The 25,675-nt window shown below is 66.4% G+C and carries 22 protein-coding genes; 13 read left to right on the top strand and 9 right to left on the bottom strand.

The genetic code is table 11. From position 1 onward, the window contains the following. Positions 1 to 65: 65 nt before the first annotated feature. The 5 genes from ACFU4Z_RS10975 to ctaD all read right to left on the bottom strand — a co-directional run bounded on the left by ACFU4Z_RS10975 (position 66) and on the right by ctaD (position 5,930). Positions 66 to 902, bottom strand: a complete 837-nt coding sequence (locus ACFU4Z_RS10975; RefSeq protein WP_364902322.1) for an ABC transporter ATP-binding protein — start codon at positions 900 to 902, stop codon at positions 66 to 68. 477 nt (positions 903 to 1,379) lie between these two features. Further along, positions 1,380 to 2,168, bottom strand: a complete 789-nt coding sequence (locus ACFU4Z_RS10970; RefSeq protein WP_379061431.1) for a peptidyl-tRNA hydrolase — start codon at positions 2,166 to 2,168, stop codon at positions 1,380 to 1,382. Beyond that, the gene (locus ACFU4Z_RS10965; protein ID WP_379061428.1) at positions 2,168 to 2,617 is read right to left on the bottom strand and encodes a protease inhibitor I42 family protein; all 450 of its coding nucleotides are present in this window, start codon (positions 2,615 to 2,617) and stop codon (positions 2,168 to 2,170) included. Before ACFU4Z_RS10965 ends, ACFU4Z_RS10970 begins: the two co-directional genes overlap by 1 nt. A 157-nt stretch (positions 2,618 to 2,774) precedes the next feature. Next, on the bottom strand, positions 2,775 to 3,998 hold the full coding sequence (serB, locus tag ACFU4Z_RS10960; protein ID WP_379061426.1) for a phosphoserine phosphatase SerB: 1,224 nt from the start codon (positions 3,996 to 3,998) through the stop codon (positions 2,775 to 2,777). 189 nt (positions 3,999 to 4,187) lie between these two features. Further along, positions 4,188 to 5,930 (bottom strand): cytochrome c oxidase subunit I, encoded by a 1,743-nt coding sequence (gene ctaD, locus ACFU4Z_RS10955; protein ID WP_379061424.1) that lies wholly within the window; start codon positions 5,928 to 5,930, stop codon positions 4,188 to 4,190. A 284-nt stretch (positions 5,931 to 6,214) separates the two neighbouring features. Here ctaD and ACFU4Z_RS10950 point away from each other — a divergent pair, with 284 nt between their 5' ends. From ACFU4Z_RS10950 to ACFU4Z_RS10940, 3 genes are all read left to right on the top strand, one after another. Then, positions 6,215 to 7,021 (top strand): VOC family protein, encoded by an 807-nt coding sequence (locus ACFU4Z_RS10950; protein ID WP_379061422.1) that lies wholly within the window; start codon positions 6,215 to 6,217, stop codon positions 7,019 to 7,021. Between the two features lie 115 nt (positions 7,022 to 7,136). Beyond that, positions 7,137 to 8,219 (top strand): ABC transporter substrate-binding protein, encoded by a 1,083-nt coding sequence (locus ACFU4Z_RS10945; protein ID WP_379061420.1) that lies wholly within the window; start codon positions 7,137 to 7,139, stop codon positions 8,217 to 8,219. A 213-nt stretch (positions 8,220 to 8,432) separates the two neighbouring features. Continuing rightward, a complete protein-coding gene (locus ACFU4Z_RS10940) occupies positions 8,433 to 9,368 on the top strand; it encodes a dioxygenase (RefSeq protein ID WP_379061418.1) in 936 nt (311 codons plus the stop codon). A gap of 74 nt (positions 9,369 to 9,442) precedes the next feature. On the opposite strand, the gene ACFU4Z_RS10935 is transcribed toward ACFU4Z_RS10940, so the two are convergent. Together ACFU4Z_RS10935 and ACFU4Z_RS10930 are read right to left on the bottom strand one after the other, a co-directional pair. Further along, positions 9,443 to 9,841 (bottom strand): hypothetical protein, encoded by a 399-nt coding sequence (locus tag ACFU4Z_RS10935; protein ID WP_379061416.1) that lies wholly within the window; start codon positions 9,839 to 9,841, stop codon positions 9,443 to 9,445. 117 nt (positions 9,842 to 9,958) lie between these two features. After that, entirely contained in the window at positions 9,959 to 12,079 is a 2,121-nt protein-coding gene (locus tag ACFU4Z_RS10930; protein ID WP_379061414.1) for an MMPL family transporter, read from the bottom strand. 418 nt (positions 12,080 to 12,497) lie between these two features. On the opposite strand from ACFU4Z_RS10930, the gene nrdF reads away from it, so the two are divergent. Beyond that, complete coding sequence (nrdF, locus tag ACFU4Z_RS10925) at positions 12,498 to 13,460, top strand: class 1b ribonucleoside-diphosphate reductase subunit beta (RefSeq protein WP_379061411.1); 963 nt, start codon at positions 12,498 to 12,500, stop codon at positions 13,458 to 13,460. Positions 13,461 to 13,522: 62 nt separating this feature from the next. Here nrdF and ACFU4Z_RS10920 read toward each other — a convergent pair whose 3' ends face one another. Together ACFU4Z_RS10920 and mgtE are read right to left on the bottom strand one after the other, a co-directional pair. Next, positions 13,523 to 14,008, bottom strand: a complete 486-nt coding sequence (locus tag ACFU4Z_RS10920; RefSeq protein WP_379061409.1) for a hypothetical protein — start codon at positions 14,006 to 14,008, stop codon at positions 13,523 to 13,525. Between the two features lie 153 nt (positions 14,009 to 14,161). Then, positions 14,162 to 15,556: a magnesium transporter gene (gene mgtE / locus ACFU4Z_RS10915; RefSeq protein WP_379061407.1), complete on the bottom strand. Its 1,395-nt coding sequence runs from the start codon at positions 15,554 to 15,556 to the stop codon at positions 14,162 to 14,164. A 398-nt stretch (positions 15,557 to 15,954) separates the two neighbouring features. Here mgtE and ACFU4Z_RS10910 point away from each other — a divergent pair, with 398 nt between their 5' ends. The 9 genes from ACFU4Z_RS10910 to ACFU4Z_RS10870 all read left to right on the top strand — a co-directional run bounded on the left by ACFU4Z_RS10910 (position 15,955) and on the right by ACFU4Z_RS10870 (position 25,489). Then, the gene (locus tag ACFU4Z_RS10910; RefSeq protein WP_379061405.1) at positions 15,955 to 16,677 is read left to right on the top strand and encodes an IclR family transcriptional regulator; all 723 of its coding nucleotides are present in this window, start codon (positions 15,955 to 15,957) and stop codon (positions 16,675 to 16,677) included. Positions 16,678 to 17,065: 388 nt separating this feature from the next. After that, on the top strand, positions 17,066 to 18,148 hold the full coding sequence (locus ACFU4Z_RS10905) for an ABC transporter substrate-binding protein (protein ID WP_379061403.1): 1,083 nt from the start codon (positions 17,066 to 17,068) through the stop codon (positions 18,146 to 18,148). Further along, positions 18,145 to 18,975 (top strand): ABC transporter ATP-binding protein, encoded by an 831-nt coding sequence (locus tag ACFU4Z_RS10900; protein ID WP_379061401.1) that lies wholly within the window; start codon positions 18,145 to 18,147, stop codon positions 18,973 to 18,975. The genes ACFU4Z_RS10905 and ACFU4Z_RS10900 overlap by 4 nt, the downstream gene beginning before the upstream one ends. Beyond that, a complete protein-coding gene (locus ACFU4Z_RS10895; RefSeq protein WP_379061399.1) occupies positions 18,968 to 19,858 on the top strand; it encodes an ABC transporter permease in 891 nt (296 codons plus the stop codon). Before ACFU4Z_RS10900 ends, ACFU4Z_RS10895 begins: the two co-directional genes overlap by 8 nt. A 38-nt stretch (positions 19,859 to 19,896) precedes the next feature. Further along, a complete protein-coding gene (locus tag ACFU4Z_RS10890) occupies positions 19,897 to 21,243 on the top strand; it encodes an LLM class flavin-dependent oxidoreductase (protein ID WP_379061397.1) in 1,347 nt (448 codons plus the stop codon). After that, on the top strand, positions 21,240 to 22,529 hold the full coding sequence (locus ACFU4Z_RS10885; RefSeq protein ID WP_379061395.1) for an MFS transporter: 1,290 nt from the start codon (positions 21,240 to 21,242) through the stop codon (positions 22,527 to 22,529). Before ACFU4Z_RS10890 ends, ACFU4Z_RS10885 begins: the two co-directional genes overlap by 4 nt. Next, entirely contained in the window at positions 22,526 to 24,112 is a 1,587-nt protein-coding gene (locus ACFU4Z_RS10880; protein WP_379061392.1) for an FAD-dependent oxidoreductase, read from the top strand. Before ACFU4Z_RS10885 ends, ACFU4Z_RS10880 begins: the two co-directional genes overlap by 4 nt. Beyond that, on the top strand, positions 24,109 to 24,435 hold the full coding sequence (locus ACFU4Z_RS10875; RefSeq protein ID WP_379061390.1) for a 4Fe-4S binding protein: 327 nt from the start codon (positions 24,109 to 24,111) through the stop codon (positions 24,433 to 24,435). The genes ACFU4Z_RS10880 and ACFU4Z_RS10875 overlap by 4 nt, the downstream gene beginning before the upstream one ends. Before the next feature lie 112 nt (positions 24,436 to 24,547). Then, a complete protein-coding gene (locus ACFU4Z_RS10870; RefSeq protein ID WP_379061388.1) occupies positions 24,548 to 25,489 on the top strand; it encodes a TauD/TfdA dioxygenase family protein in 942 nt (313 codons plus the stop codon). The last annotated feature ends 186 nt before the right edge of the window (positions 25,490 to 25,675 follow it).

Here is a 25,675-nt window from a genome sequence, read left to right as displayed (position 1 = left end):
GTTCGCGAGCCACCGAACAGCCCACGCGGCGAAATCGGCGGTCCGAAGCTGCGAAACTGCGCGGCCTACTGCCGCGAGCGATGCCGCCCCAAGCGGCGCGAGCGGCGGGCGAAGTAGCGACCGTCGACTCGATCGAGGGCGATGGACTGACTGAAGGCCGCACTCAGATTGTCGGCGGTCAACACCTCCGGTAGCAGGCCCTGCGCGACCACCGCGCCCTCGTTGAGCAGCAAGCCGTGGGTGAAGCCGGGCGGGATCTCCTCGACGTGGTGGGTAACGAGCACCATGGCGGGCGCGTCCGGGTCCGCGGCCAAGTCGCCGAGGCGTTCCACCAGTTCCTCGCGGCCGCCGAGATCGAGTCCGGCGGCGGGCTCGTCCAGCAGCAGCAGTTCCGGGTCGGTCATCAACGCGCGGGCGATGAGGACCCGCTTGCGTTCGCCTTCGGAGAGGGTGCCGTAGGTGCGATCGGAAAGGTGTTCGGCGCCGAGGCTTTCCAGCATATCGATGGCCCGGTCGGTGTCCAGGTCGTCGTAGCGCTCTCGCCAGCGCCCCAGCACGGCATAGCCCGCGGACACCACCAGATCGCTGACCTTTTCGTCGCGCGGAATGCGGCTGGCCACCGCGGCCGAGGACAGGCCGATCCGCGGGCGTAGTTCGCTGACGTTGGTCTTGCCGATCACTTCACCGAGCAAGTGGGCAATCCCCGAGGTCGGATGTACTTCGGCGGCGGCCATCCGCAGCAGGGAGGTCTTGCCGGCACCGTTGGGGCCGAGCACGACCCAGCGTTCGTCTAGCTCGACCTGCCAGGTGACCGGACCGACGAGGGTGTGACCCGAGCGTCGGATGGTCACGTCGGTGAAATCAATGAGCAGATCGGGATCCGGTTGCGGCACGGGCTCCATCTTGGACCAAATGTGCCGCGCTCGTACGACCGACCCATGGCGTAATCGCCGACCTGGCGATCTTGCGACGACGCACGGCCGAGAGTTCGTCCACCGGCCGGGCGGCGGCCTTCGACGGATCGAGCGGCGTGGACTTCGTCGAGCGGAACAGCCGAGCGAAGATCAGTGCTAGCGGAATCGAGCAGACTACCCATACGGCGAGAATCACCAACAGCGTTGTCATCATGCGGTCCTCCGGCGAGTTACGTGCGGGCGGTCCTGTTCCGTCTCAGTACCCAGATATGCGCGCTGCGAACCCCATTGTGCCGAGAAGCGAGATCGGTAGTGCCCCGAAATCGGTGGCGTTCCGCATCAAAGCAAGCGGCGAGCAAACCCGGTCCCGGCGCTCACCTGGACACCGAGCCATCCCACTGTCGTCCCGGCTGCGGACGACGTCAACCCTTTCGGAGGGATATACCGTCCAGGCCCCGGGACAGTTCACTTCGATCCCGGTACCGCGATAATCGTCAGAGAACCCGGCGCGACCTCGGTGAATCCAGCATCGCGTACAGCGACCGCGGTGCCGAGTCGCACCTGGTCGACCAGCGCCGCCCACCGATCCTTGTCCGCTTCCCTTACCGCGCACCGGAATCCGCATCGCGACCATCGATAGGCCTGCTCCTCGGGCAACGCGCCCGCAAGCAGCATGCTGGCATGCCCCACCTGTGCGGCGGCCTTGCCAAGAGTCATGCCGAGCTCCGAATTCACCCACAGCGTAGGCAGTCCGGGATCGGCGGGACCAGGATCGTCGTGCTCGAGATCGGTGCCGCCGATCTGCAGGCGCTTGATCCGTGGATCCACCGCACCCACCGGTCCCGGCACCAGCGCTCGCGCCTGAGCGCCGTCGACATCGACTGTCACCCCGGGCACCTCGTCGGCCGCCAGCCACTGCGCGCCCCGGGCACGGCGGGCCACCTTCCGGATCCGCGATCGCTTCCACCCGAGGTAGGGCTGCTCCCACTCCCCACCGGGCCCGACCCGCTCGTCCAGACACAGCGCGACGCTCGCCGCGGCGGCCGCCTCGAGCAGCGCGCTGCGGCGCGGTGGATCGGCCTTCGGAATGTGCAACACCATCTGCATCGCCTGCACCATGGCCGGATCGTCCGGATCTCCCGCGCCACCGTAGCCCTGTGCGAGCTCCGCATGCCGGAAATGGAATCCTGCTGCACCGGTGTCTGTTTCGCTGCCGTCCCGGACATCGGCACCACATTCCGGGGAACCCGTCATCACTCCACCTTGATCGTCAACGAGAACTTCTGCGCCGGGTCGATGCCCTGCTCCCACGGTCGTGTGTAGTCGAGCGTCAAATGCGCGACCCCCACGCTGTTTCCGACGAAGGTCCACACCGCGGTACCGCCGGACCCGGGCGCGACCGGCACATTCGAGGCGGGGAGATAGTCCGGCTCGCCGTCTTGCCGGAGCACATTCCGCTCGAGCTCACCCAGCCCCCACGTGTAGCCGGTGGACGGATTCGCGGGCAGCGACACGACGAGCTGCTGACCGATCCGCAGCGTCCGCTCCTGGTCGTTGTTCGAATCGGTCACCGCGAGCGCGTCATGCGCCGGGTGCGAGGTCGGCCGCGCCGAGGGAGTTCCCTTCGTCTCCGAGTCGGAGTCGTTCGTGCCGCACGCGACGAGTGTCGCGCCGAGAACGAGCACCAGCAGGAACTTTCGCACCGCAGCCTCCGATCGACGAATGATCAACTTCTGCGAGCCTACCGACACGAACTGCTTGTCCCCGGCCACCGACACCGCTCGCGTACACGAACGGGCGAGTGCCGGACGGTATTCCAGCGAGTCGTCGGAGTCATGGTCGAAGCACCGATGACAGCGCTCACCTACCGGCGAGGGGCACCCGGCGCACACCGCCGTCACGAGCATCGGCAGCTTCCACCTCGTCGCGAGTGACGCCGAGGATGAACAGCACCGCGTCCAGGTAGGGATGCGACAGCGCCGCGTCGGCGACCTCGCGCAGCGCGGGCTTGGCGTTGAAGGCGACGCCGAGGCCCGCCGCATTGAGCATGTCGATGTCGTTGGCGCCATCGCCGACCGCCACCGTCTGCTCCATCGGCACTCCGGCCTCGGCGGCGAACTTGCGCAGCGCGGTCGCCTTGAACGCCCGATCGACGATCTCGCCGACGACCCGGCCGGTCAGTTTGCCGTCCTTGATCTCCAAGGTGTTGGCCTGCACGAAGTCCAATTCCAGCTCGTGGGCGAGTGGTTCGATCACCTGACGGAAGCCGCCCGACACCACGCCGCAGCGGAAGCCGATCCTGCGCAGCGTCCTGATGGTGGTGCGCGCGCCCGGCGTCAGCTCGATCCGATCGGCGACCGCATCGATCACCGAGGCATCCAGCCCCTCCAGCGTCGCCACCCGCTGCCGCAGCGATTCGCCGAAGTCGATCTCACCGCGCATGGCGGCCTCGGTGACCTTGCGGACTTCGTCCTCGACTCCCGCGTGCGCGGCGAGCATCTCGATGACCTCGCCCTGGATGAGGGTCGAGTCGACGTCGAACACGATGAGCCGCTTGGCGCGGCGCGCCAGGCCCGCGCGCTCCACCGCGACGTCGACCTGTTCGGCGACGGCGACCTCGGCCAGCGCGGTGCGCAGCCGTGCGTCGGCGTCGGCATCGGTGTCGGTCGCGGTGACGAGCAGCTCCATGCCGGTCACCGGATAGTCGGCGATGCCGCGGATGGTGTCGATATTGGCGCCGAGCGTCGCGAGCTGGCGCGACACCGAGCTGAACGCGCGCGCGGTCACCGGGCTGCCGAGAATCACCACCGCGTGCGTGGACATCGGCTGCCTGCCGATCTCGGCGTCGACCTCCACGTCGACATGCATGCCGACGGTGTTCATCGCCTCTTCGAGCTCGTCCTGCAATGCCTCGGGGTCATTCGGGCAGGTGACCAGCACCCCGAGTGTCAGGCGGCCACGGATCACCACCTGCTCCACGTCCAGCAGGCTGACCTGGTGCCGCGACATCGCCGCGAGCAGCACGGACGTCACACCGGGCCGGTCGGGCCCGGTGACGGTGACGAGAACTGTGGTGTCGGCCAACTGATGTGCTCCAAGTCCGAGTGTTTGCCGTCGCTGAGCTGGACCTCGTTGTCACTGCGCCGACCGCATTGTCGCCGTACGCATCGCCGACGGTGCGGGATGCGCTCCACAAACGAGTGTGCACCTGCTGGTCACCAGCAGGTGCACACTCGAGAATGCTACTTCGTTGCCGCTACGCCAGTGCGGCGGCTAGTTCTTGGCGAGGGCGCCTTCGTGCACCTCGGTGGCGTGCTTGCCCGAACCCCAGCCCACGTGGGCCTCGGCGCGCATGCGCTCGACCATGTGCGGGTAATGCAACTCGAACGCCGGACGCTCCGACCGGATACGCGGCAATTCGTAGAAGTTGTGCCGCGGCGGCGGGCAGGTCGTCGCCCACTCCAGGGAGTTGCCGTAGCCCCACGGATCGTCCACGGTGACCACTTCGCCGTAGCGGAAGCTCTTGAAGACGTTCCAGACGAACGGCAGCATCGAAGCGCCGAGAATGAACGCACCGATCGTGGAGATCGTGTTCAGCGTGGTGAACCCGTCGCCGGGCAGGTAGTCCGCGTAGCGCCGCGGCATGCCCTCGGCGCCCAGCCAGTGCTGGACGAGGAACGTGGTGTGGAAGCCGACGAAGGTGGTCCAGAAGTGCCACTTGCCGAGACGCTCGTCCATCATGCGACCGGTGATCTTGGGGAACCAGAAGTAGATGCCCGCGAAGGTCGCGAACACGATCGTGCCGAACAGCACGTAGTGGAAGTGCGCGACCACGAAGTAGCTGTCGGTGACGTGGAAGTCCAGTGGCGGGCTGGCCAGGATGACACCCGAGAGACCACCGAAGAGGAAGGTCACCAGGAAGCCGATCGACCACAGCATCGGCGTCTCGAAGGTCAGCTGACCGCGCCACATGGTGCCGATCCAGTTGAAGAACTTCACACCGGTCGGGACCGCGATCAGGAAGGTCATGAACGAGAAGTACGGCAGCAGCACGGCCCCGGTGGCGTACATGTGGTGGGCCCACACCGCGATCGACAGCGCGGCGATGCCCAGCGTCGCGTAGACCAGCGTGGTGTAACCGAAGATCGGCTTGCGCGAGAACACCGGGAAGATTTCCGACACGATGCCGAAGAACGGCAGCGCGATGATGTACACCTCGGGATGCCCGAAGAACCAGAACAGGTGCTGGTAGAGCAGGATGCCGCCGGTGGCGGGGTCGTAGATGTGCCCACCGAGGTGACGGTCGTAGGCGAGGCCGAAGAGCGCGGCGGTCAGCAGCGGGAAGGCGAGCAGGACGAGCACGCTGGTGACGGCGATGTTCCAGGTGAAGATCGGCAGCCGGAACATCGTCATGCCGGGGGCACGCAGGCAGACGACGGTGGTCAGCATGTTGACGCCACCGAGGATGGTGCCGAGGCCCGACACCGCGAGGCCGAGGATCCACAGGTCGGCACCGACACCCGGCGAATGCAGAATGTCGGTCAGCGGGGTGTAGGCGGTCCAGCCGAAGTCCGCGGCGCCACCCGGGGTGATGAAGCCCGCGGTCGCCATGGTGCCGCCGAACAGGTACAGCCAGTAGCTGAACGCGTTCAGCCGCGGGAAGGCGACGTCGGGTGCACCGATCTGCAGCGGCAGCACGATGTTGGCGAAGCCGAACACGATCGCGGTCGCATAGAACAGCAGCATGATGGTGCCGTGCATGGTGAACAGCTGGTTGAACTGCTCCGGCGAGAGGAACTGCAGGCCGGGACGCGCCAGTTCGGCGCGCATCATCAGCGCCATCAGACCGCCGACGAGGAAGAAGCTCATCGCGGTCACCAGGTACATGGTGCCGAGGACCTTGGGGTCAGTGGTGGTGACCATCTTGTAGAGGAACGAGCCCTTGGGCCCGGTCCGAGCCGGATACGGCCGAGTCGCTTCCAACTGAGGGACTGGCTTTGGCTCTACGGCAGTCACTGATCCTCCTGAAAGGTGCCTTTAGGTCGCTCCGCAGGCTCCGCTTCATGCGCCGATCTCGGTGCCGAGACAGACGACGGTTCGCTTGCGCTCATGGAATCGTAAACGGTGCTGCCGCAGCCGTCCGCTCGGGTCCTACTCTCTGTCGTATTTCGTTGATCCGCCCGCCCGCTGCCCTGTGCCGGAATCTCGCTCGCCCGGCACTGCCGCGCCGATGAATTCCGGACGCGGCGCACGTCTGCATCAGTGACAGGTGTTCCCACCCCCTGGCCAGGAGATCACTCATGACAGACAACGCGACCCACAAGCCCGGAGACCCGACCTGGGTCGACCTCTACACCGCCGATCCCGACCGCGCGATCGCCTTCTACGGCGAGTTGTTCGGCTGGACCGCCGAGCGGGCAGGCGAAGAATTCGGTGGCTACATCACCTTCCGCAAGGACGGCAAGGCCGTCGCGGGCGCGATGGGCAAGACGGCGGACGGCGTCGAGAGCCCTGACCAGTGGACGGTCTACCTCGCCGCCGCCGATGCCAAGGCGACGGCCGACGCTGCGGTGGCCCATGGCGGCACTGTTGTCGTACCGCCCATGGACGTGGGCGATGTGGGCGCGATGGCGGTGCTCGGCGATGTCGGCGGCGCAGGCGTCGGCATCTGGCAGGCAGGCACCTTCGGCGGCTTCGAGACACTCGGCCTCGTCACCGGCGGTAAATGGAGCAACCATGCGGGCGCCCCGTCCTGGTTCGAGCTGCATACTCGCGACTACGAAGCGTCGCTGGCCTTCTACCGCGACGTGTTCGGCTGGCAGGACCCGTTCACCATTGCCGACACACCGGAATTCCGCTACACCACCATTCATTCGACCAGCCCGATGCTCGGCGGTGTGATGGACGCGTCGGCATTCATGCCCGAGGGCGCACCCGCAGGCTGGAAGGTGTACTTCGGCGCCGATGACGTCGACGCGGCCGCCGCGAAGGTGGTCGAACTGGGTGGCGCGGTACTGGTCCCGGCGATGGACTCGCCCTATGGACGCATGGTCGGGGTCGTCGACCCGACCGGCGCTCGATTCAGCATCGGCGGCGAAACGGCCTGAGCTTGCGAGACACCCGGCTCACGGCCCCAGGTAATCCACGCCACAGTTTCTCTGCGGCCGCGCCGCGTGGTGGCCTCGCACCGCACCGACCGCCGACGCATGTACCCTCACCCGCATGCCGGTGAGCGCCCTTGTTCGCACCCGAAACCACATGGACTCGATCCGATACGGCACGCTCGGTCGCCGAAGTGCGGCCGTCGCCGCGCTGTGCACGGCCGTCCTCGTGGCAGGTTGCAGCAGCAAAACCGACGACGCCGCCTCGATCGTGCGGACCACGACGAACATCGCGGGCGCGGGTGTGGTCGGGCTGGAACGCGACACCACCACGGCGTGCGCACTGCCGAGCGCGCCGGATGCGGCGAGCGGCACCCGCACCGTCACCCATGCCGCGGGCGTCTCCGAGGTGCCCGCGGACCCGCAGCGCATTGTCGTGCTCGCCACCGCGGCCCTGGACGCGACCTGCGCGCTCGGCCTGTGGGAGCGCGTCGTCGGAGCGACCACGGACGACGGACCGGCCCCGCACCCGGCCTATCTCGGCTACGGCGTCAACAAGATTCCCGCCGTCGGCACCGCCGCACAGCCCGATCTCGCCAAGATCGCCGAGCTGCGTCCCGACGTGATCATCGGCGATCTGCCCTCGGGCACAGCCGGTTTCGACGCATTGCAGGCCATCGCACCCACTGTCCTGGTCGGCACCACCAGCGGCTGGCAGGCCGAATTCACCGGGCTCGCAGCGGGTCTCGGCCGCAGTAACGCCGCGACCATCGCGTTGGCGAACTACCGCACCGAGGCCGTCGACACCGGTAATGCGGTCATCGCCAACCAGACTCAGGCGTCGGTCGTCCGGTTCACCGCCGACCAGGACCAGGTCCAGGGCGACAACAGCTTCGCGGGCGGAGTGCTCGCCGACGCGGGCGTGCAGCGCCCGGCCGTGCAGCGCGGTCCCTCCTTCGACATCGACGCCGCCGATCTCGACAAGGTCGAAGGCGATCTCATCTACGTGATCTTCGCGGGCGAAGCAGGCAAGAAGCACGGCGAAACCGTGTTGCGCAGCGACGCGTGGAAAGAACTCGGCGCCGCCACCGATCACCGTGTCTTCGCCGTCGAGGACTCCGTCTGGCACGGCAGGGGCCTGACCGCCGCGCGCGCACTGCTCACCGACATCCGCGGCACACTCAACGGGTTCGTCACCGACTGACCGAGCTCGACTCGATCGCGCTCGGACTCGATCGCCGAACAATCGCCGTATCGCGGACGAGGGCCAGCGACGGTGCCGATATCCCCCGCATCACGCCCGAAACGGGCGAGTAGACCGTCTCACAGAGGACTCCCAGCAGGAACCCAGACACTCCCGAGCACCCCTCCATAACCTCGCACTGGACAACATGTTGTGACGATGGAAGGACACTCAGTGAGCGCACACCATGCACACCGTGGCGACGGCGTCGAAGTGCACGATCTCGGGCTCGGGCTCGGGCTCGGGCTCGGGCACGATATGAAGGTGATGTCGCGCCGCAGTGCACTGACATTCTTCGGTGTCGCAGGAGCGGCGACGGTCGCGGCGGGGTGCGCGTCGACAACCACTCGCACGACCGCTGCGGGCACTGCGTCCGCGACCGTCGCGGCAACCGGGACCGCGACCGCGATTCCGCAGGAGACGGCGGGCCCCTATCCGGGCGACGGATCCAACGGGCCCAATGTGCTCATCGAGTCCGGCGTTGTGCGCCGCGATATCACCGGCAGCTTCGGGTCGTATTCCGGTGTCGCCCATGGTGTTCCGATGACGCTCGAGTTGGCGTTGCAAGACCTGGCAAACAATGGCGCGGCGGGCGCGGGCATGGCCGTGTATCTGTGGCATTGCGATCGGGACGGCAAGTACTCGTTGTACAGCGACGGCGCCACCGCCCAGAACTATCTGCGCGGCGTCCAGGTGGCGGACGCCGATGGCAAGGTCACCTTCGAATCCGTCTTCCCCGGTTGCTATTCCGGCCGGTGGACCCACATTCATTTCGAGGTCTACGACTCGCTCGCGGTGGCCGTCGCAGGCGATAATGCCCGGCTCACCTCGCAGATCGCTCTCCCCCAGGACGCCTGCGCCGCGGTGTACGCCTACGACTCCGGCTATGCGAAAAGCATCCCCAACCTCGCCGACACCTCGCTGGCTTCGGACAACGTCTTCGGTGACGGCTGGGACGCCGAACTTGCCACCGTGTCCGGTACACCCGCGTCCGGGATGTCGGTCGCGCTCACCGTGGGTGTCGCCGAGAAGTCGCAGAGCACTCGGTCCGATAACGGCCCGGGTCGGCCACCGGGCGGCCCCGGTGGCCCACCGCCAGGGGGTAGGTGAGAGACGACTCGGCCCCTGAGTCCCGTTCTGGATAGGACTCAGGGGCCGAGGCCGGAAACCGGGCGGCGTCTGTGTCAGCCGGCGCTGAGCTGGCGGGCCAGCGCCCAGATCACCAGGATGTCGATGGCGATGATCACCAATGCCCAGAACGGATAGATCGGGGCGAACAGGAAGTTGTCCAGAATGCTGACCGACGCCATCACGATGCCTGCCAGGTAACCCCAGGTCTTGCCGGTGACGACGCCGATGCCCGCGATAATGATCAGCGCCGCGATCACCAGGTGGACCCATCCCCATACGGAGACGTCGACCAGGAACACCTGGTCTTCGGTCACCACGAAGATGTCGCGCCCAGCGATGGCGGCGATGGCCGCCATCAGGTGCAGCAGGCCGGTGATCAGGATCAGGACGCCCGCGAAAATCGTCATGTCATTGAGCGCCGGACGTGTTGGGGTCGAGGCGGGACTGGTCATAACACACACTCCTTTTCGAAACGCGTGGTAATCGCCTATCCGCCTCAACGTATCCGGTACACGGCCGAAATCGGCGCAGGTCATCGGGCGAGTTCGCGTGAGCGACCGGCGGTGCGGCTACTTGCCGACGCTGATCACCGATTCGGTCACCGTTTCTGTTCGCGGACGTGCCATGGCGCTCGGCCACCAGATGCGGTCGCCGATATCCAGGGTCAGCGCGGTCACCAGGATCGAGCGGACGATCACCGTGTCGAGCAGAACACCGATGGCGATGACGATGCCCATCTCGGCGAACGTCACCACCGGCATGGTCGCGAAGACCGCGAACGTGCCGGCCAGCACGAGCCCGGCCGAGGTGATCACCCCGCCGGTCGCGGACAAACCGATCAGCGCACCGTTGCGCGTGCCGTGCTTCTTCGCCTCTTCGTGGACCCGCGACATCAGGAAGATGTTGTAGTCGATGCCCAGTGCCACCAGGAATACGAACGCGAGCAATGGCAGCCCGGCATCGGTGCCGACGAACCCGACCAGGTCGAAGATCCAGCGGCTCAACCCGAGTGCCGCGAAGTACGACAGCACCACGGTCGCGGTGAGCACAATCGGCGCCAGGACCGCGCGCAGCAGCGCCATCAGGATCACCATCACGATGGCGAGCACCACCGGTACGATGACCCGATTGTCATGGGCGACTGCGCGTTTGATGTCCAGCACGATCGCGGTGCCACCGCCGACCTCGGCTTGGTCGTCCACCGCGTGCACGGCGGCGCGCACGCGGTCGACGGTCGCGTCCGCGGCCTTGCTGTCCGGCGGATCGGACAGCGTGCCCTCCATGTAGACCAGATCGTCCTTGACCATCGGCGGCGTCGGCGCGGTGATGCCCGGTGTCGCGCGCACAGCGGCGGCGACGGCGTCGGCCCGAGCGGATTGCGCGATGACGATGACCGGCTGACCGATGCCGGCGTCGAAATGGCGTTCCAGGACTTCGGTTCCGGTGACCGCGTCTGAGGAGCCGACGAACGAATCCTTGTTCGCGATGCCATTGGACTGCAGCCCGACGACCCCGAATGCGAGCCCGACGAGCGCCAGCGCGGTGACAATCCAGACCGGACGCGGTCGATCCGCGATGAACAGCCCGATGCGCGCCCAGAGACCGGACTCGGTGTGGTCGGCGGTACCGAAATCGGGGTGGCGCGGCCAGAAGATCCAGCGGCCGACGATGACCAGCAGTGCGGGCAGCAGCGTCAGCATCGCCGCGAGCGCGACCGCGACGCCGATCGCGCAGACCGGACCGATCCCCTTGGTGGAGTTCATTTCCGCGACCAGCAGCGCCAGCATCGCGATGATCACGGTGAAACCGCTGGCGAGCACGGCGGGTCCGGCCCGATGCAGCGCGACGGCCATCGCCTCGTGTTTGTCCGCGTGCCTGCGCAGTTCCTCTCGATAGCGCGCCACCAGCAATAGGGCGTAGTCGGTGCCCGCGCCGAATACCAGGACGGTGAGGATGCCCTGGCTCTGCGCATTGACGGTCAGGCCGAGCTGGGTCGCGCCGTACACGGCGCTCTGCGCGATCGTCAGCGCGAACCCCGCGGCGATCAGCGGCAGCGCCCACAGCATCGGCCCATAGGTCAGCAGCAGAATGACGATGACGACCGCGGCGGCGGCGTACAGCAGCAGGCCGTCGACGCCCTTGAACGCCGCACCGAATTCCGCCGCGTATCCAGCGGGCCCGGTGACGTAGAAGGACAATCCCTCCGGCCGATCACCCGCGCCGTCCTTGATCTCGGCGACCACGTCGGTCAGCCGGGTCCAGCCTTCGGTGCCCATGTCGATCGGCAGCAGGATCTCCACGGCCTGGCCGTCTCCGGAGGGGATCGGGCCGAGCACAGTGTCGACGACGACGTGCTCGAGTTGCTTGAACCGGGCCGCGTCCGCGCCGACCGCGGCCCGGTCCGCATCGGTGACACCGCTGGTCCGTTCATAGACCAGCACGACAGGAACATGCTCGCTGTTGCCGAATTTCTCGGCCAGCTTGAATGCCTGCGTCGATTCTGCGCTGTCGGGCAGCCAGGTGACGCTGTCGTTCTTCTGCGCACCCGTGAGTTTTCCCGCGAAGGAGCCCAGTGCGATCAACGCGATGATCCAGACCCCGAGGACCACCCACTTGCCGCGGCGACCGCTCGGTATTCGCGCAAGTTTCCCGACCAGGTCGGTCATGTCGGGATCGGTCGGTGCGGACATCGGGCCCCCTCGGTCACCACACGTTGGCACCGATGCTACTGCCGGGGTATTCCGGAGTCCATGGCGCCGGGCGTGATCGGCGACCGGCGAAAGCGGCGCCGAGTTCGCGGATCGAAGGACAGCTAACCGTACGACGGGGCGCAGACCATGCGATCCGTCACGACCCGGCACCGGAACACAGCGGTAGGCAAACCGTCGGCGATCGATCGGAACGCGCCGGGTCCGATGCGCTCGAATCACGGGTCATGACGGACAATGAGTCCCGCATGCGGTGGTCATGGGCGTATCTGCGCCACAGTGATACGCACCGCTGCGACACAAGGTGTTGTGCTGCATAGACTTGTCACCCACTAGGAGTAGTGTTCAGTGGGTAGCAATTCCGTGACGGCAGCGTGCTCGGGAAGGGTGTGGAGGCAGGATGAAACTGATCGATCGGGTGTCGGCGATCAACTGGAATCGGGTGCCCGACGAGAAGGATGCCGAGGTCTGGGACCGACTGACCGGCAACTTCTGGCTGCCCGAAAAGGTGCCGGTGTCCAACGACATTCCGTCGTGGAACACCCTCACCGCCGATGAGAAGCAATTGACCATGCGCGTGTTCACCGGCCTCACGCTGCTGGACACCATTCAGGGCACCGTCGGCGCGGTGAGCCTGATTCCGGACGCACTGACCCCGCACGAGGAGGCGGTGTACACCAACATCGCGTTCATGGAGTCGGTGCACGCCAAGAGCTACAGCTCCATTTTCTCCACGCTGTGCTCCACCCGGGAGATCGACGACGCGTTCCGCTGGTCGGAGGAGAACCGAAACCTGCAGCGTAAGGCCGAGATCGTGCTGGCGTACTACAACGGCGACGATCCGCTCAAGCGCAAGGTGGCCTCCACCCTGCTGGAGAGCTTCCTGTTCTACTCCGGCTTCTATCTGCCGATGTACTGGTCCTCGCGGGCCAAGCTCACCAACACCGCCGACCTGATCCGGCTCATCATCCGCGATGAGGCAGTGCACGGCTACTACATCGGCTACAAGTACCAGAAGGGCCTCGAGCTCATCGGCCAGGCCGAGCGCGACGAGCTGAAGAATTACACCTTCGAGCTGCTCTTCGAGCTGTACGACAACGAGGTCGAGTACACCCAGGACCTCTACGACGAGGTGGGCCTCACCGAGGACGTCAAGAAGTTCCTGCGCTACAACGCCAACAAGGCCCTGATGAACCTGGGCTACGAAGGTCTGTTCCCGAAGGACGAGACGGACGTGAATCCCGCTATCCTGTCGGCGCTTTCGCCCAATGCCGACGAGAACCACGACTTCTTCTCCGGCTCTGGTTCCAGCTACGTCATCGGCAAGGCAGTCAACACCGAAGACGCCGACTGGGAGTTCTGACCGCGCACCCTGCCGCTGCGAACCAGCAGCGGCAGGGCACCGGCACTCTCGATGGCCTGAAACTACGTGTCGCCGTTGGGCTTCTGCAGAATTCGCAGAATTTGAGCAACGTCGGTCTTCAACCCACCGACATCAACCTTGATAGTGCTGACATCCGCCTCTACCGATATCAGCCTGCGATCCATCGCATCTTGACGCGACGCCATCGCCTCCAACCCCGACGCCATCACATCCTGACGCGACGCCATCGCCTCCAACCCCGACGCCATCACATCCTGACGCGACGCCATCGCCTCTTGGCGCGATGCGATATTGCCGATGTCGACGCCCATCGAAATCAACCGCGAGGCGACCGAGCGGCCGTCCAGATCACCGATATCGGTGTGGATATCACCGATATCGGTGTGGATATCGGCGATACCGGTGTGGATCGCGGCCAGCTGCTCGTGAATTTGCGTCACCGTCACAGTATCCCGGGTGATTTGGTGATCACGCCATAGTTCTAGTTCGTATACACGCTGTTCAAGTGGTTTCCCGCTGCTACTCATGGGTCGAGCCCTCCCCTTCTTCACTACGGCATCGAAAACGTGTTCGACAATAATCGACAACACTGGCATATGCCAGTGTTTTCCCGAAGCGAACCAGAGCAGCTGCCGACGGGTACGCGTCGACGAGAGCCCGAGGGCCCCTTCGCAATTCGGTCAGATGCCCAGAACTATCTTGGCCGTGGTGAAGTAGATGATCAGGCCGGTGGCATCGACGAGAGTGGTCACCATGGGGGCGGAGACCACGGCCGGGTCGATGCGCAGGCGCTTGGCCAGCAGCGGCATGGTGCCGCCGATGGTAGCGGCCCAGCCGCAGATCAGGATCAGGGTGATGCCGACGACGAGCGCTATCTTCGCCCCGACGAACAATGCCCCGATGATCACGCCCGCACCGGCCAGCATGCCGCCGAGCACCAGGCCGACCCGGCATTCCCGCCAGATCACCTTGAGCAAGTCCGAACCGCGCACCTCACCGACGGCGAGCGCACGCACGCACGAGGTGGCCGCTTGCGCGCCCGCGTTCCCGCCGGCACCGATGAGCAGCGGAATGAACAGCGCCAGATGCGCGGCCTGCTCCAGAGTTCCGGAGAAGAAGTCGGTGACGCTCACGGTCAAGGTCGCCGCGAGCAGCAACAGCAGCAACCACAACGCGCGATAGCGCGCGAGCTGGAACACCCCCGCCGCCATGTAGTGGCCTTCCCACGGCGCGGATCCGGCCTGCTTGGCCACGTCCTCACTGTCGGCCGCCTCGATGACCTCGACCGCGTCGTCGATGGTGAGCAGGCCGACGAGCCGGTCCTCGCTGTCGACGACCGGCAGGTTGATGTCGTTGGTCTCGCGCATCAGCCGCGCCGCCTTCTCGGCGGAGTCGGTGGCCCGCACGAAGGCCGGCTCGGTGACGACGAGTTCGGAGACCATCGTGTCCGGCCGGCTCAGCACCAGCTCGCGCAGCTCCACGATGCCGGTGAGGCGGCGGCCCGAGTCCACCACCGGCAGCGTGTACACCGTCTCGGCGTTGATGCCCTTGATACGCACCGTCTGCAATGCATCGGCGACGCTCAGATTGCGCGGCAGCGCAACAACTTCCGGCGTCATGTACAGCCCGACCGAGCCCTCGGGGTAGCCCAGCAGCGCGGCGGTCATCCGGCGCTCGCGCTGGCTCAGCCCCGCGAGCACCTTCTTGGCGACCTTCGCCGGCGCCTCGCGCAACATCCTGGCCCGGTCGTCGGGGTCCATGCCTTCGACGAGCTCGCGGAAGGTCTGGTCACGCAGGCCCTGCAGGATCTGCTGCTGGTCCACCGGTTCGAGTTCTTCGAACACAGCGAGCGCCAGATCCTTGTCCAGCAGCCGGAAGGCCATGCCAGCCTGGACGGCGTCCATGCGGGCGAGCTGGTCGGCGATGACGTGCGGCGGGTGGTTGTCGAGCCATTCGAGCGCGGCGTCGACGCGGTGGGTGTCGACGGCATCCTGCAACGAAACGTCGGGCAACGCGACGTCGGGCAGCGATTCGGACAGCGTCGAGCGTGCATCGATGAGTTCGGTCTGCGACATAGGGAAGTCCTCAGCAGAGCGGGAGGTGAATGAGACGCGTGTGATTCACACCGCGGGCGCCGGTCCCTGCTGTCGCGTACGAGCTATGAGTACGAGAGGGCGGCGCCGCGCGGCCTTCGACTCGGAGGTTCGCTGCGCATGGCAACCCCACCTCCTTCTAGTCGTTGCCGCGGATCTCTGCGTCCACGCCATGTACCGAAAACACCGAAAGGACGCGATGACGTCCTTGTGCAGGATACATGCCGGGGTGGAACAACTCACCACGAGTGATCGCCGCCACCGCAGCCGCCATTAGACGCATCGGGCGTCGAACTATTGCTCGACCACAGCCCGCCCGGGAAAGTGTGTGCCAGGTCCGCACCCGCCGCCGGACCGGCATCCGGACCCGAGGAATCACCATGGGCACCACCGATCAGCCACGTTCGGGGTCTCAGGCCGTCGAGCGAGCCATCCACCTGCTGAACTGCTTCGAAGGTGACGATCCCGAGCTCTCGATCAGCGAATTGGCGCATCTGGCCGGTGTTCCGGTCAGCACCGCGCACCGTCTCGCCCAGGCCCTGGTCCGCGGCAGGCTGCTGGAGCAGGACCCGGCCAACGACCGCTACCGGGTCGGGCAAGGCCTTGCGACGCTGGCGCGGCCTGCGCTGACCCGGCTCGGCATCGATTCGGCCGCACCACATATGTACGCCCTCGCCGCCGGGATCAAGATCACCGCGAGTCTCAGCGTCGCCGATTCGAGCGACGCCGTCACCGTCTTCCACGCACGTCCGCCGGTGCTCTTCTGTTCGCATCAGTTGCCGCGCCCGCGGCAGCCGCTGCGATCCAGCGCGGCCGGGCGCGCCTTGCTCGCCTATACGCCCGCGGACCGACGTCTCGCCGAGGACTTGGATCTGGTGCGGCGCAAGGGTTTCGCGCTTGAGGAGCTCGAGAGTGATGATCCGGTGCGCTCGATCGCGGTACCGGTATTCGGTGCCGACAAGCAGGTCTGGGGCGCGCTGAGCGTGCAAGCCCGCTCAGCGCGGCTCAACGACGAACTGGTCCGCGAAATCCTGCCCGCCATGCGTCAGATCGCCGTGCGCATCGGCGGGGTCGTGCAGAACGGCGCAGCCACGGCGGGCTGAGCACCGGATACCGAGTAGCAGGAATACCACTGTGCCGGAGATAAACTCACGCCGATTTTCACAATGTGGAATGGCCGTTGTTTCCCCGTCCACAGGGCCACACCATGGAAAGCCACAGCCCGACCCGCACCACAGCTCACGAAAGTCTCGACGTGTTGATACCCACAGCGCTGATCCGCCGCCGCGCGATCGACCTCATGCGGGTTCCGCACGGGATCTGTCGCCCCTGACGCAGCGACGAGCCCGGCGGAACAATCTTCCGCACCGGTCCGGCTCGCGTTTTCCAGATTCCGACACATCCTCGAGTCGCGATTTCAGCGACTCCACTGTCGTTGCCGCATGCCTATTTCGTTCCGCGCAGCGCATTTTCATCGAAGGAAACAACATCATGGCGTCCTCCGCACCCCCGCGCCGCCGAACCCGAGCGTTCGCCGCCGCCCTCACCCTGCTCACCGGCATTACCGTCCTCACGGGGTGCGGCAAGTCCGAACCGGCCACCACTGCCGACGGCAAGGCCGTCATCCGGTATCAGGGCAGCACCGGCCAGGTCACCGCGTACGAGCTGGCGGAGGATCTCGGCTACTTCAGCAAGATCGCACTGCACTGGGAAGGTGACACCACCAGTGGGCCCGCCAATATTCAGGCGGCCGCGACCAACCAGGTCGAGGTGGGCAGCGCGTTCAATGGCGCCGTCGTGAAGCTGATCTCCGGTGGCGCCAAGGTCACCTCGGTGCTCAGTTCCTATGGCGCAGACGAGAAGTCGTTCAGTGGATATTTCGTCCGCGATGATTCCGATATCAAATCAGCACGCGATCTCATCGGCAAGAAGGTCGGCGTCAATACCCTCGGCGCGCACCACGAGTTCATCACGCGGGAGTGGCTGCATCAGCAGGGCCTCACCGAGAGCGAGATCAAGCAGGTCCAGCTGGTTGTGCTGCCGCCCGCCAACACCGAGGACGCGCTGCGCAAGGGCCAGGTAGAGGTCGGCACCCTGGGTGGCGTTTTCCGGGAAACCGCCGTCGAACGCGGCGGCATCCACCCGCTCTACACCGACAAGGCGCTATTCGGACAGTTCGACTACGGCACCTACGTTTTCCGAAACGACTACATCGCCAAGAACACCGAGGCGGTAGCGGACTTCGTCCAGGGGACCGCACGGGCAACCCGCTGGCTGCAGATCACTCCGCGCGACGAGGTGGTCGCGCGATTCAGAACGATCATCGAAAAGCGTGGCCGCAACGAGAACACCGACCTGCTGAAGTACTGGAAGAGCGCGGGAATTCCCGTTCCCGGTGGCGTGATCGCCGAAAAGGAACTGCAGATATGGATCGACTGGCTGGCACGAAATGGCGAGCTCAAAGAAGGACAGCTGAAGGTCGACGATCTGTTCACCAATAAGTACAACCCGTACTCCAACGGCACCTTCCAGGCCGAGAGCGGACCGACCGGAGAAGCGGTGGCAGCGAAATGACGACAACCACAGCGAAACTCTCGCTCACTCACGTCAACAAGCAATTTCCGATCCGTGGTTCACACGAGAAGTTCACCGCCATCGAGGACATCTCGCTGGACCTGCGCGAGGGCGAGTTCCTCGTCCTGGTCGGGCCGAGCGGATCCGGCAAATCGACACTGCTGGATCTGCTCGGTGGATTGAGCAAGCCCACGTCCGGTGAAATCCTGTTGGACGGCAAGCCGATCGACGGCCCAGGACTCGACCGGGGCATCGTATTCCAGCAATACGCGCTGTTCCCCTGGCGCACGGCGCGTGCGAATATCGAATTCGGCCTAGAGGCAAAGGGTTTGCGGCGCAGAGCCCGGCGCGAACGTGCCGAGGAGTATCTGGAGTTGGTCGGACTCGGCGGGTTCGGCGACCGCTTCCCGCACGAACTGTCCGGTGGCATGAAGCAACGCGTCGCCATCGCCCGCAGTCTCGCCTTCGACCCGGAGGTGCTGCTGATGGACGAGCCGTTTGCCGCGCTCGACGCGCAGACCCGGGAATCGTTGCAGGACGAACTTTTACGCATCTGGCAAGCAACCGGCAAGACCATTCTGTTCATCACCCACGGCATCGACGAGGCGGTGTATCTCGGCCAGCGGGTCGCGGTACTGACCGCGCGACCGGGCCGCATCAAGGCGGTGCTCGATGTCGACATCGACAGGAACGCCGCAGAAGACATCCGGTCGACCGAACTCTTCCGCGGGTATCGGCACGAGATCTGGTCGCTCCTGCAGAGCGAGATCGCGCCCGAGCGCAGCACCCCCGTCGCATCCGACACCGAGAGGCTGACCCATGTCTAGCGCAGTGGAACTCATCGCTCCCCCGCCTCGGCTCCAGGTGGCCGTGCCATCCCAACCCGCCCCGGCCGACGCGGCCGAGGCCGGGCCCTCGATCGGCTGGCGGGCGCTCGCCGCGGCGGGCAAGCTCAGCTGGCGCGTGCTGAAGCCGTCCACCGCGTTCGCCGCATTGCTGCTGATATGGCAGTTCGCACCGGCGTGGGGGCTGGTAGACGAAATATTCCTGCCGCCGTTCACCACGGTCGCGCAGGCCTTCATCGACCTGGTGCAGAGCGGCGAGATGTGGACGCATGTGTCGACCAGTCTCGGTCGCTCGCTGACGGGCTACTCGATCGCGCTGACCTTCGCGGTGCCGCTCGGGGTCGCGATCGCCTGGTACAAGCCGGTTTCCGACTTCCTGAACCCGATACTGGAGCTGTTCCGCAACACCGCCGCACTGGCGTTGCTTCCGGTGTTCGTGCTGATCCTCGGCATCGGGGAAACCTCGAAGGTGGCGCTCGTCGTGTACGCGAGCTCCTTCCCGATCCTGCTCAACACCATCACCGGTGTGCGTACCGTGGACCCACTGCTCATCAAATCCGCAGTATCGCTGGGGTTGTCACCGCTGCGGCTGTTCCAGAAGGTGATCCTGCCCGCCGCGCTCCCGTCCATCTTCACCGGCCTGCGCATGGCCGCGGCGGGCTCGATTCTCGTGTTGCTCGCCGCCGAAATGGTCGGCGCTCGAGCGGGACTCGGCTATCTGATCACCGCGGCCCAGCAGAACTTCCAGATTCCCAACATGTACGCGGGAATCCTCGCTATCTCCCTACTCGGCCTCGTCTTCAACGGTGTGCTCGTCGCACTCGAACGCCATTTCTCGCGCTGGCGTATCGAATCGAACGCCTGACCCGGCCATCCGAGCCCGTACCAAAGGAACAATCACCGATGTCGGCATCTCGTAAACAATTCCACCTCAACGCCTTTCTGATGGGAGTCGGACACCACGAGGCGGCGTGGCGACACCCGCGCACCGAAGAGCACCGGGTGCTCGACGTGCAGCACTTCCAAGAGTTGGGACGGATCGCCGAGCGCGGCAAGCTCGACTCGGTGTTCTTCGCCGACAGCCTCGCGGTCGGGCCGCGCATCAAACGCAATACGCTGGCGGTCTTCGAGCCGGTGACGCTGCTGGCCGCCATCGCCGCGGCCACCTCGCGGGTCGGGCTGATCGCCACGGCTTCCACCACCTACAACGAACCGTTCAACCTGGCCCGCAAGTTCGCCTCGCTCGACCACATCAGCAGCGGAAGGGCGGGCTGGAACATCGTCACCTCCGGCAGCGAGGAGGAGGCGTTCAACTTCGGGTTCGAAGCCATCCCCGAGCATGCCCGCCGCTACGAACGGGCGCAGGAATTCGTCGACGTCACGATCCAATTGTGGGACAGCTGGGAATCCTCGGCGATCGTCCTCGACCCGGAGGAGGGCGTGTTCGCCGATCCGGACAAGGTGCACACCGTCGACTACGACGGTCCCCGGTTCAAGGTCCGCGGGCCGTTGAACTCGCCGCGCAGCCCACAGGGACGGCCACTGCTCGTGCAGGCCGGATCATCGGAGAGCGGTAAGGAATTCGCCGCGCAATACGCCGAGGCGGTGTTCACCGCGCAGCGGACGCTGGCCGAGGGACAGGCCTTCTACCGCGATCTCAAGTCTCGGCTGCCGAAATACGGGCGCTCCGCCGACGAGCTGAAGGTGCTGCCAGGACTGGTGCCCTACATCGCCGACACCACGGCGGAGGCCGAGGCGCTGGAGCGGGAGTTCACCGACCTGATCTCACCCGATTACGCGCTCGGTCAGCTGTCGCGGCTGCTCGGCGTCGATCTCACCGAGCACGCACTCGACGCACCGCTGCCACCGCTGCCGTCGGTGACCGAAATCGAAGGCGGCAAGAGCCGGTTCACCCTGGTCAAGGAATTGGCCGAGAACGAACACCTCACGGTGCGTGAGCTGATCGGGAAATTGGGCGGTGGTCGTGGCCACCGCTCGTTCGCGGGCACGCCGACGCAGATCGCCGACGAGCTGCAGACCTGGTACGAGAACGGCGCGGCGGACGGCTTCAACATCATGCCGCCCTATCTGCCGGGTGGACTGGAGGTGTTCGTCGAGCGGGTGGTGCCGATCCTGCAGGAGCGCGGCCTCTTCCGCGCCGACTACGAGGCGGACACATTGCGCGGGCACTACGGACTCGAATCGGTGGAAAGCCAGTTCGCCGAGGTGCAGACCGAAGCGAGCGCATGACCGCCGATCCGGAATCGGGGCTGCCTGCCGCGGATTCTCTTCGGCCCCTGATGTTCTCGGTCTACCTGCCGACCCTGGCGCGCGGCATCGGCATGGGGGCGGGCGCACCGGTCATGACGCTGACCGCGCTCGACCTCGGCGCCTCCACGGCCGTCGCGGGACTGGCGGTGGCGCTGGTCGGGCTCGGTCAGGTGCTCGGCGATCTGCCCGCGGGTCAGTTGGTGGCCAAGGTCGGCGAGCGGACCTCGATCATCGGCGGCACCGCGGTCGGGATCGTCGGCGTGCTGGTGTGCTTGCTCGCGCAGAACATTCCGATGCTGTGCGCGGGGTTGCTCATCGTCGGGCTGTCCAATGCCGTCTGGGGCCTGGCGCGGATGACCTACCTGGCCGAGGCCATTCCGTTCGAGCGCCGCGCGCGAGTGATGTCGCTGTTCGGCGGCTCGATGCGGCTCGGCTTTTTCGTCGGTCCCTTCCTCGGCGCGGTGGCTATCCTCGGCCTCGGTACCAGGGGCGGGTTCGTGGTCGAGCTGGTCGCCTTCGCTGTCGCGGGCGCGCTGATGGTGCGGCCCGTGCCGGGAAGCGTTGTGCAGGAGAAGGAGCCGCCGCTATCGCTGCTCGAAGTCGCACGCCTGCATCGGCGGGTGCTGTCGACCTTGGGCGCGGGTGTGCTGCTGCTCGGAGTGGCGCGCACATCCCGCGATGCGATCTTGCCGCTGTGGGCCGATCACGTCGGGATGAGCGCGGCGACAGCCAGTTTGATCTTCGGCATCGGTGCGGCACTGGAGGTCGTCTTCGCCTATCCCGCCGGGCATGTGATGGACCGCTTCGGCCGCGGCTTCATCGCGGTCCCCTCGCTCGCGATCCTTGCGATCGCGTATTTCACTGTGCCACTGACACATTCGGCACCCACATTGGGAATTGTCGCGGTGGTCATGGGAATCGGCAACGGGATCAGCAACGGGCTGATCATGGTCCTCGGCGCGGACGTCGCGCCCGCCGCGATCCGCGCCGAGTTCCTCGCGGCATGGCGGCTCAACCACGACGCGGGCGCGTTCGCGGGGCCACTGCTGATCGCCGCACTGGCGACCGCTGCCCCACTGGCGGTCTCGGTCCTGGCGATCGGCGGGATTTCCGCGCTCGGCGCGACGGTGATGGGCCGGTATATCCCGCAGTACGTCCCGTGGCCGCGTCCCGCCGAAGACCGGGACCTGCCCCGCGGCCACGACTCTTCGGAACACCCCGGGCTCCGGCAATCGGATCTCCTGCAGCAGAAGGTGACATCATGACCGAACTCGATGTTCTCGTCCTCGGTGGCGGACCGGCAGGCACCTGGGCCGCACTGAAGGCCGCGGCCGCAGGCGCCTCGGTCGCACTGGCGGACAAGGGATTCTGTGGCAGCAGCGGCGCGACGGCCGCCGCGGGGACCGGGATCTGGTATGTCCGGCCGGAGCCGGAGCTGCGCGAGAAGGCGATGGCCAGCCGCGAGGCTCTCGGCGGCTATCTCGCCGACCGGGGGTGGATGGAACGAGTGCTGGACGAAACATATTCTCGAGTGAACGAACTCGCCGAGATCGGCCGCTACCCGTTCCCGGTCGGCCACGATGGACAGCCGCTGCGGACGGGCGTGCAGGGCCCGGAATACATGAAGCGCCAACGGCTTCGGGTGCGGCGCGCCGGGGTGCGGATCCTCGACCACACGCCCGCGATCGAACTGCTGACCGACGCCGACGGCGCGGTGGCCGGAGCCCGCCTGCAGCGGCTGTCGGACGGCACGTACATCGATATCGCCGCCCGCGCCGTCGTGCTGGCGACCGGCGGGTGCGCCTTCCTGTCGAAAACGTTGGGCTGCAACGTCAATACCGGCGACGGCGCCTTGATGGCCGTCGAGGCGGGTGCCGAGCTCTCCGGCATGGAATTCTCCAACGCCTACGCCATCGCCCCGGAGTTCACCTCGGTGACCAAGACCGCGTACTACTCCTTCGCGACCTTCTACCTGGGCAACGGAGAGCCGCTGGCCGGCGCGTCGAGCAAGGGCGGGCGCTCCGCGATCGCGCGAGCGCTGTTGAGCGAGCCGGTGTACTGCACCCTGGACCAGGCCGATCCAGCGCAACGCCGGGCGATGCGACTCGGGCAGCCGAATTTCTTCCTCACTTTCGACCGGCTCGGCATCGATCCGTTCACCGACCGCTTCCCGATCACGCTGCTGCTCGAGGGCACGGTGCGCGGCACCGGCGGCGTGCGCGTCGCCGACCGCGATTGCTCGACCAGCGTTCCCGGTCTCTACGTGGCAGGCGATGTCGCGACCCGCGAGCTGATCTGCGGCGGGTTCACCGGCGGCGGCAGCCACAACGCCGCGTGGGCGATGTCCTCGGGCAGTTGGGCAGGTGCCGCAGCGGCGGACTACGCACTGCACCAAAGCAATTCGGTCGACGATCGTCGGCGGTTCGGCGCGGGCGGCGTCGGGCTGCGGCCCACCGGGCGACCCGATGCCGACCTCCGACCGGCCGAGGTCGTCACCGCGGTGCAGCGGGAGGTGCTGCCCTACGACAAAAACTACCTGCGCCACGGCGATCGGCTGCGGCCCGCTCTGGCGGCGCTGCACGAGCTGTGGCAGCAGGCGCGCACGGGCCTGACCGGCGCCGACACCGCCAAGGTCCGCTCCGCAGCGGCGATGACCGCGCACGCGCGGTGGATGTACACCGCGGCGCTCACGCGCACCGAGTCCCGCGGAATGGCGCGCCGCCAGGAGTTCCCCGACCTCGATCCGGCCCAGCACCATCGACTGATCACCGGCGGGCTCGACGAGGTGTGGACCGCGCCCGAGCCCGCCTTCCTCGCCGGAGCCCGAGCACAGTTGGTACCGGCATGATCGAGGTGGTTTCGGTCGACCGGTGCATCGGATGCGACAAGTGCATCGAGGTGTGCCCCACCAACGTCTTCGATCGAGGTGCGGACGGGATCCCGGTGCTCGCACGGCAATCCGATTGCCAGACGTGCTTCATGTGCGAGGCCTACTGCCCCGTGGACGCGTTGTTCGTCGCGGCGCGCACCGAGCCACTGCCGCCCGACGACATCCAGCGCGACGAGACGTACCTGATCGAACGCGAGCTCTTGGGCAGCTACCGCAAGGCGCTCGGCTGGGGCGGCGGACGCCTCGGCGCCCGCTATGCGATCGGACCGGAATTGCCGTGACGCCCTTGACGAAACGGCGCGTCATCGACTTCATGCGCGTGTGCCGCAGCGCCTGTTGCGCGGGAGATCGACCCGCGCCCATCACCCATCCCGATTCACTGAGCGAGTTCCCATGACTGCCGTGCACGACACCACAACCACCACCACCGACACCGTGCAGATCGCCCCGGTCGCCGGACACATCGGCGCCGAAATCTCCGGCGTCGATCTGCGCGAGTCCCTCACCGACCAGCAGGTCGAGGACATCACCGCCGCGCTGCACAAGTACAAGGTGCTGTTCTTCCGTGACCAGCACATCGGCCACGCCGAGCAGATCGCCTTCTCCCGGCGATTCGGCGCGGTCACCCCGTCACATCCCTACGACGACGACGCGCCGACCGAGTACCCGGAGATCCTCGCAGTCGACAGCCGGCTGTACGAAAAGCGTTTCGGCGTACGGAAATTCAGCTACACCAACTTCTGGCACACCGATGTGTCTCCGCTGATCAACCCGCCCGCGGCATCGATCCTGCGCGCCGACATCGCCCCCGTGCACGGTGGTGACACCCAGTGGACGAACCTCGTCGCGGCCTACGAGAACCTGCCGGAATCGCTGAAGCGTTTCGTCGAGGGCCTGCGAGCCGAGCACCGGTTCGGTGGCAGCAGGCCGGTGTGGAACGCCGATAGCGACTACGCGAAGAAGGTAGCCGCCGCACCGCTGGTCACCGAGCATCCGGTGGTTCGAGTGCATCCGGTGACCGGGGAACGGGCGCTGTTCGTCAACCCGGGCTTCACCACCCGCATCATCGGGCTGAGCCCCAACCAGAGCGACGCACTGCTGAAGCTGCTCTTCGACGAGATAGCGCAGCCTGCCTACACCGTGCGATTCCGCTGGGAGCAGGGCAGCATCGCGTTCTGGGACAACCGGGCCACCGCGCATCTCGCGCCGAGCGACCTGAATCATCTCGATGTCACCAGGGTCCTGTACCGCACCACCCTCGAGGGTGACATCCCGGTCGGCGTCGACGGGGTGGCCTCGACGTCCATCTCGGGCGCACAATTCACCGGCGCCTGAGCCGACGCCGGTCAGTGGAGCCGGTCGAGTGCTGCAGGGGCACTCGGCCGGCTCCGCACTGTCACCGCGCCGACGTTGGACGCACGCGGCGTCGAACTCTTGCCCGGCCGCTGGTTACCCGGGACAGTGAGCCGGGTCCGGCGCGCCTTGCGGGGCGTCGGCGGACTTGTGCGGCCGCCACACCGT

Source organism: Nocardia sp. NPDC057440 (assembly GCF_042802915.1).
Taxonomy (GTDB): domain Bacteria; phylum Actinomycetota; class Actinomycetes; order Mycobacteriales; family Mycobacteriaceae; genus Nocardia.
The sequence above is the reverse complement of the archived record's forward strand: the minus strand, read 5'-3'. Positions and strand labels throughout refer to the sequence as shown.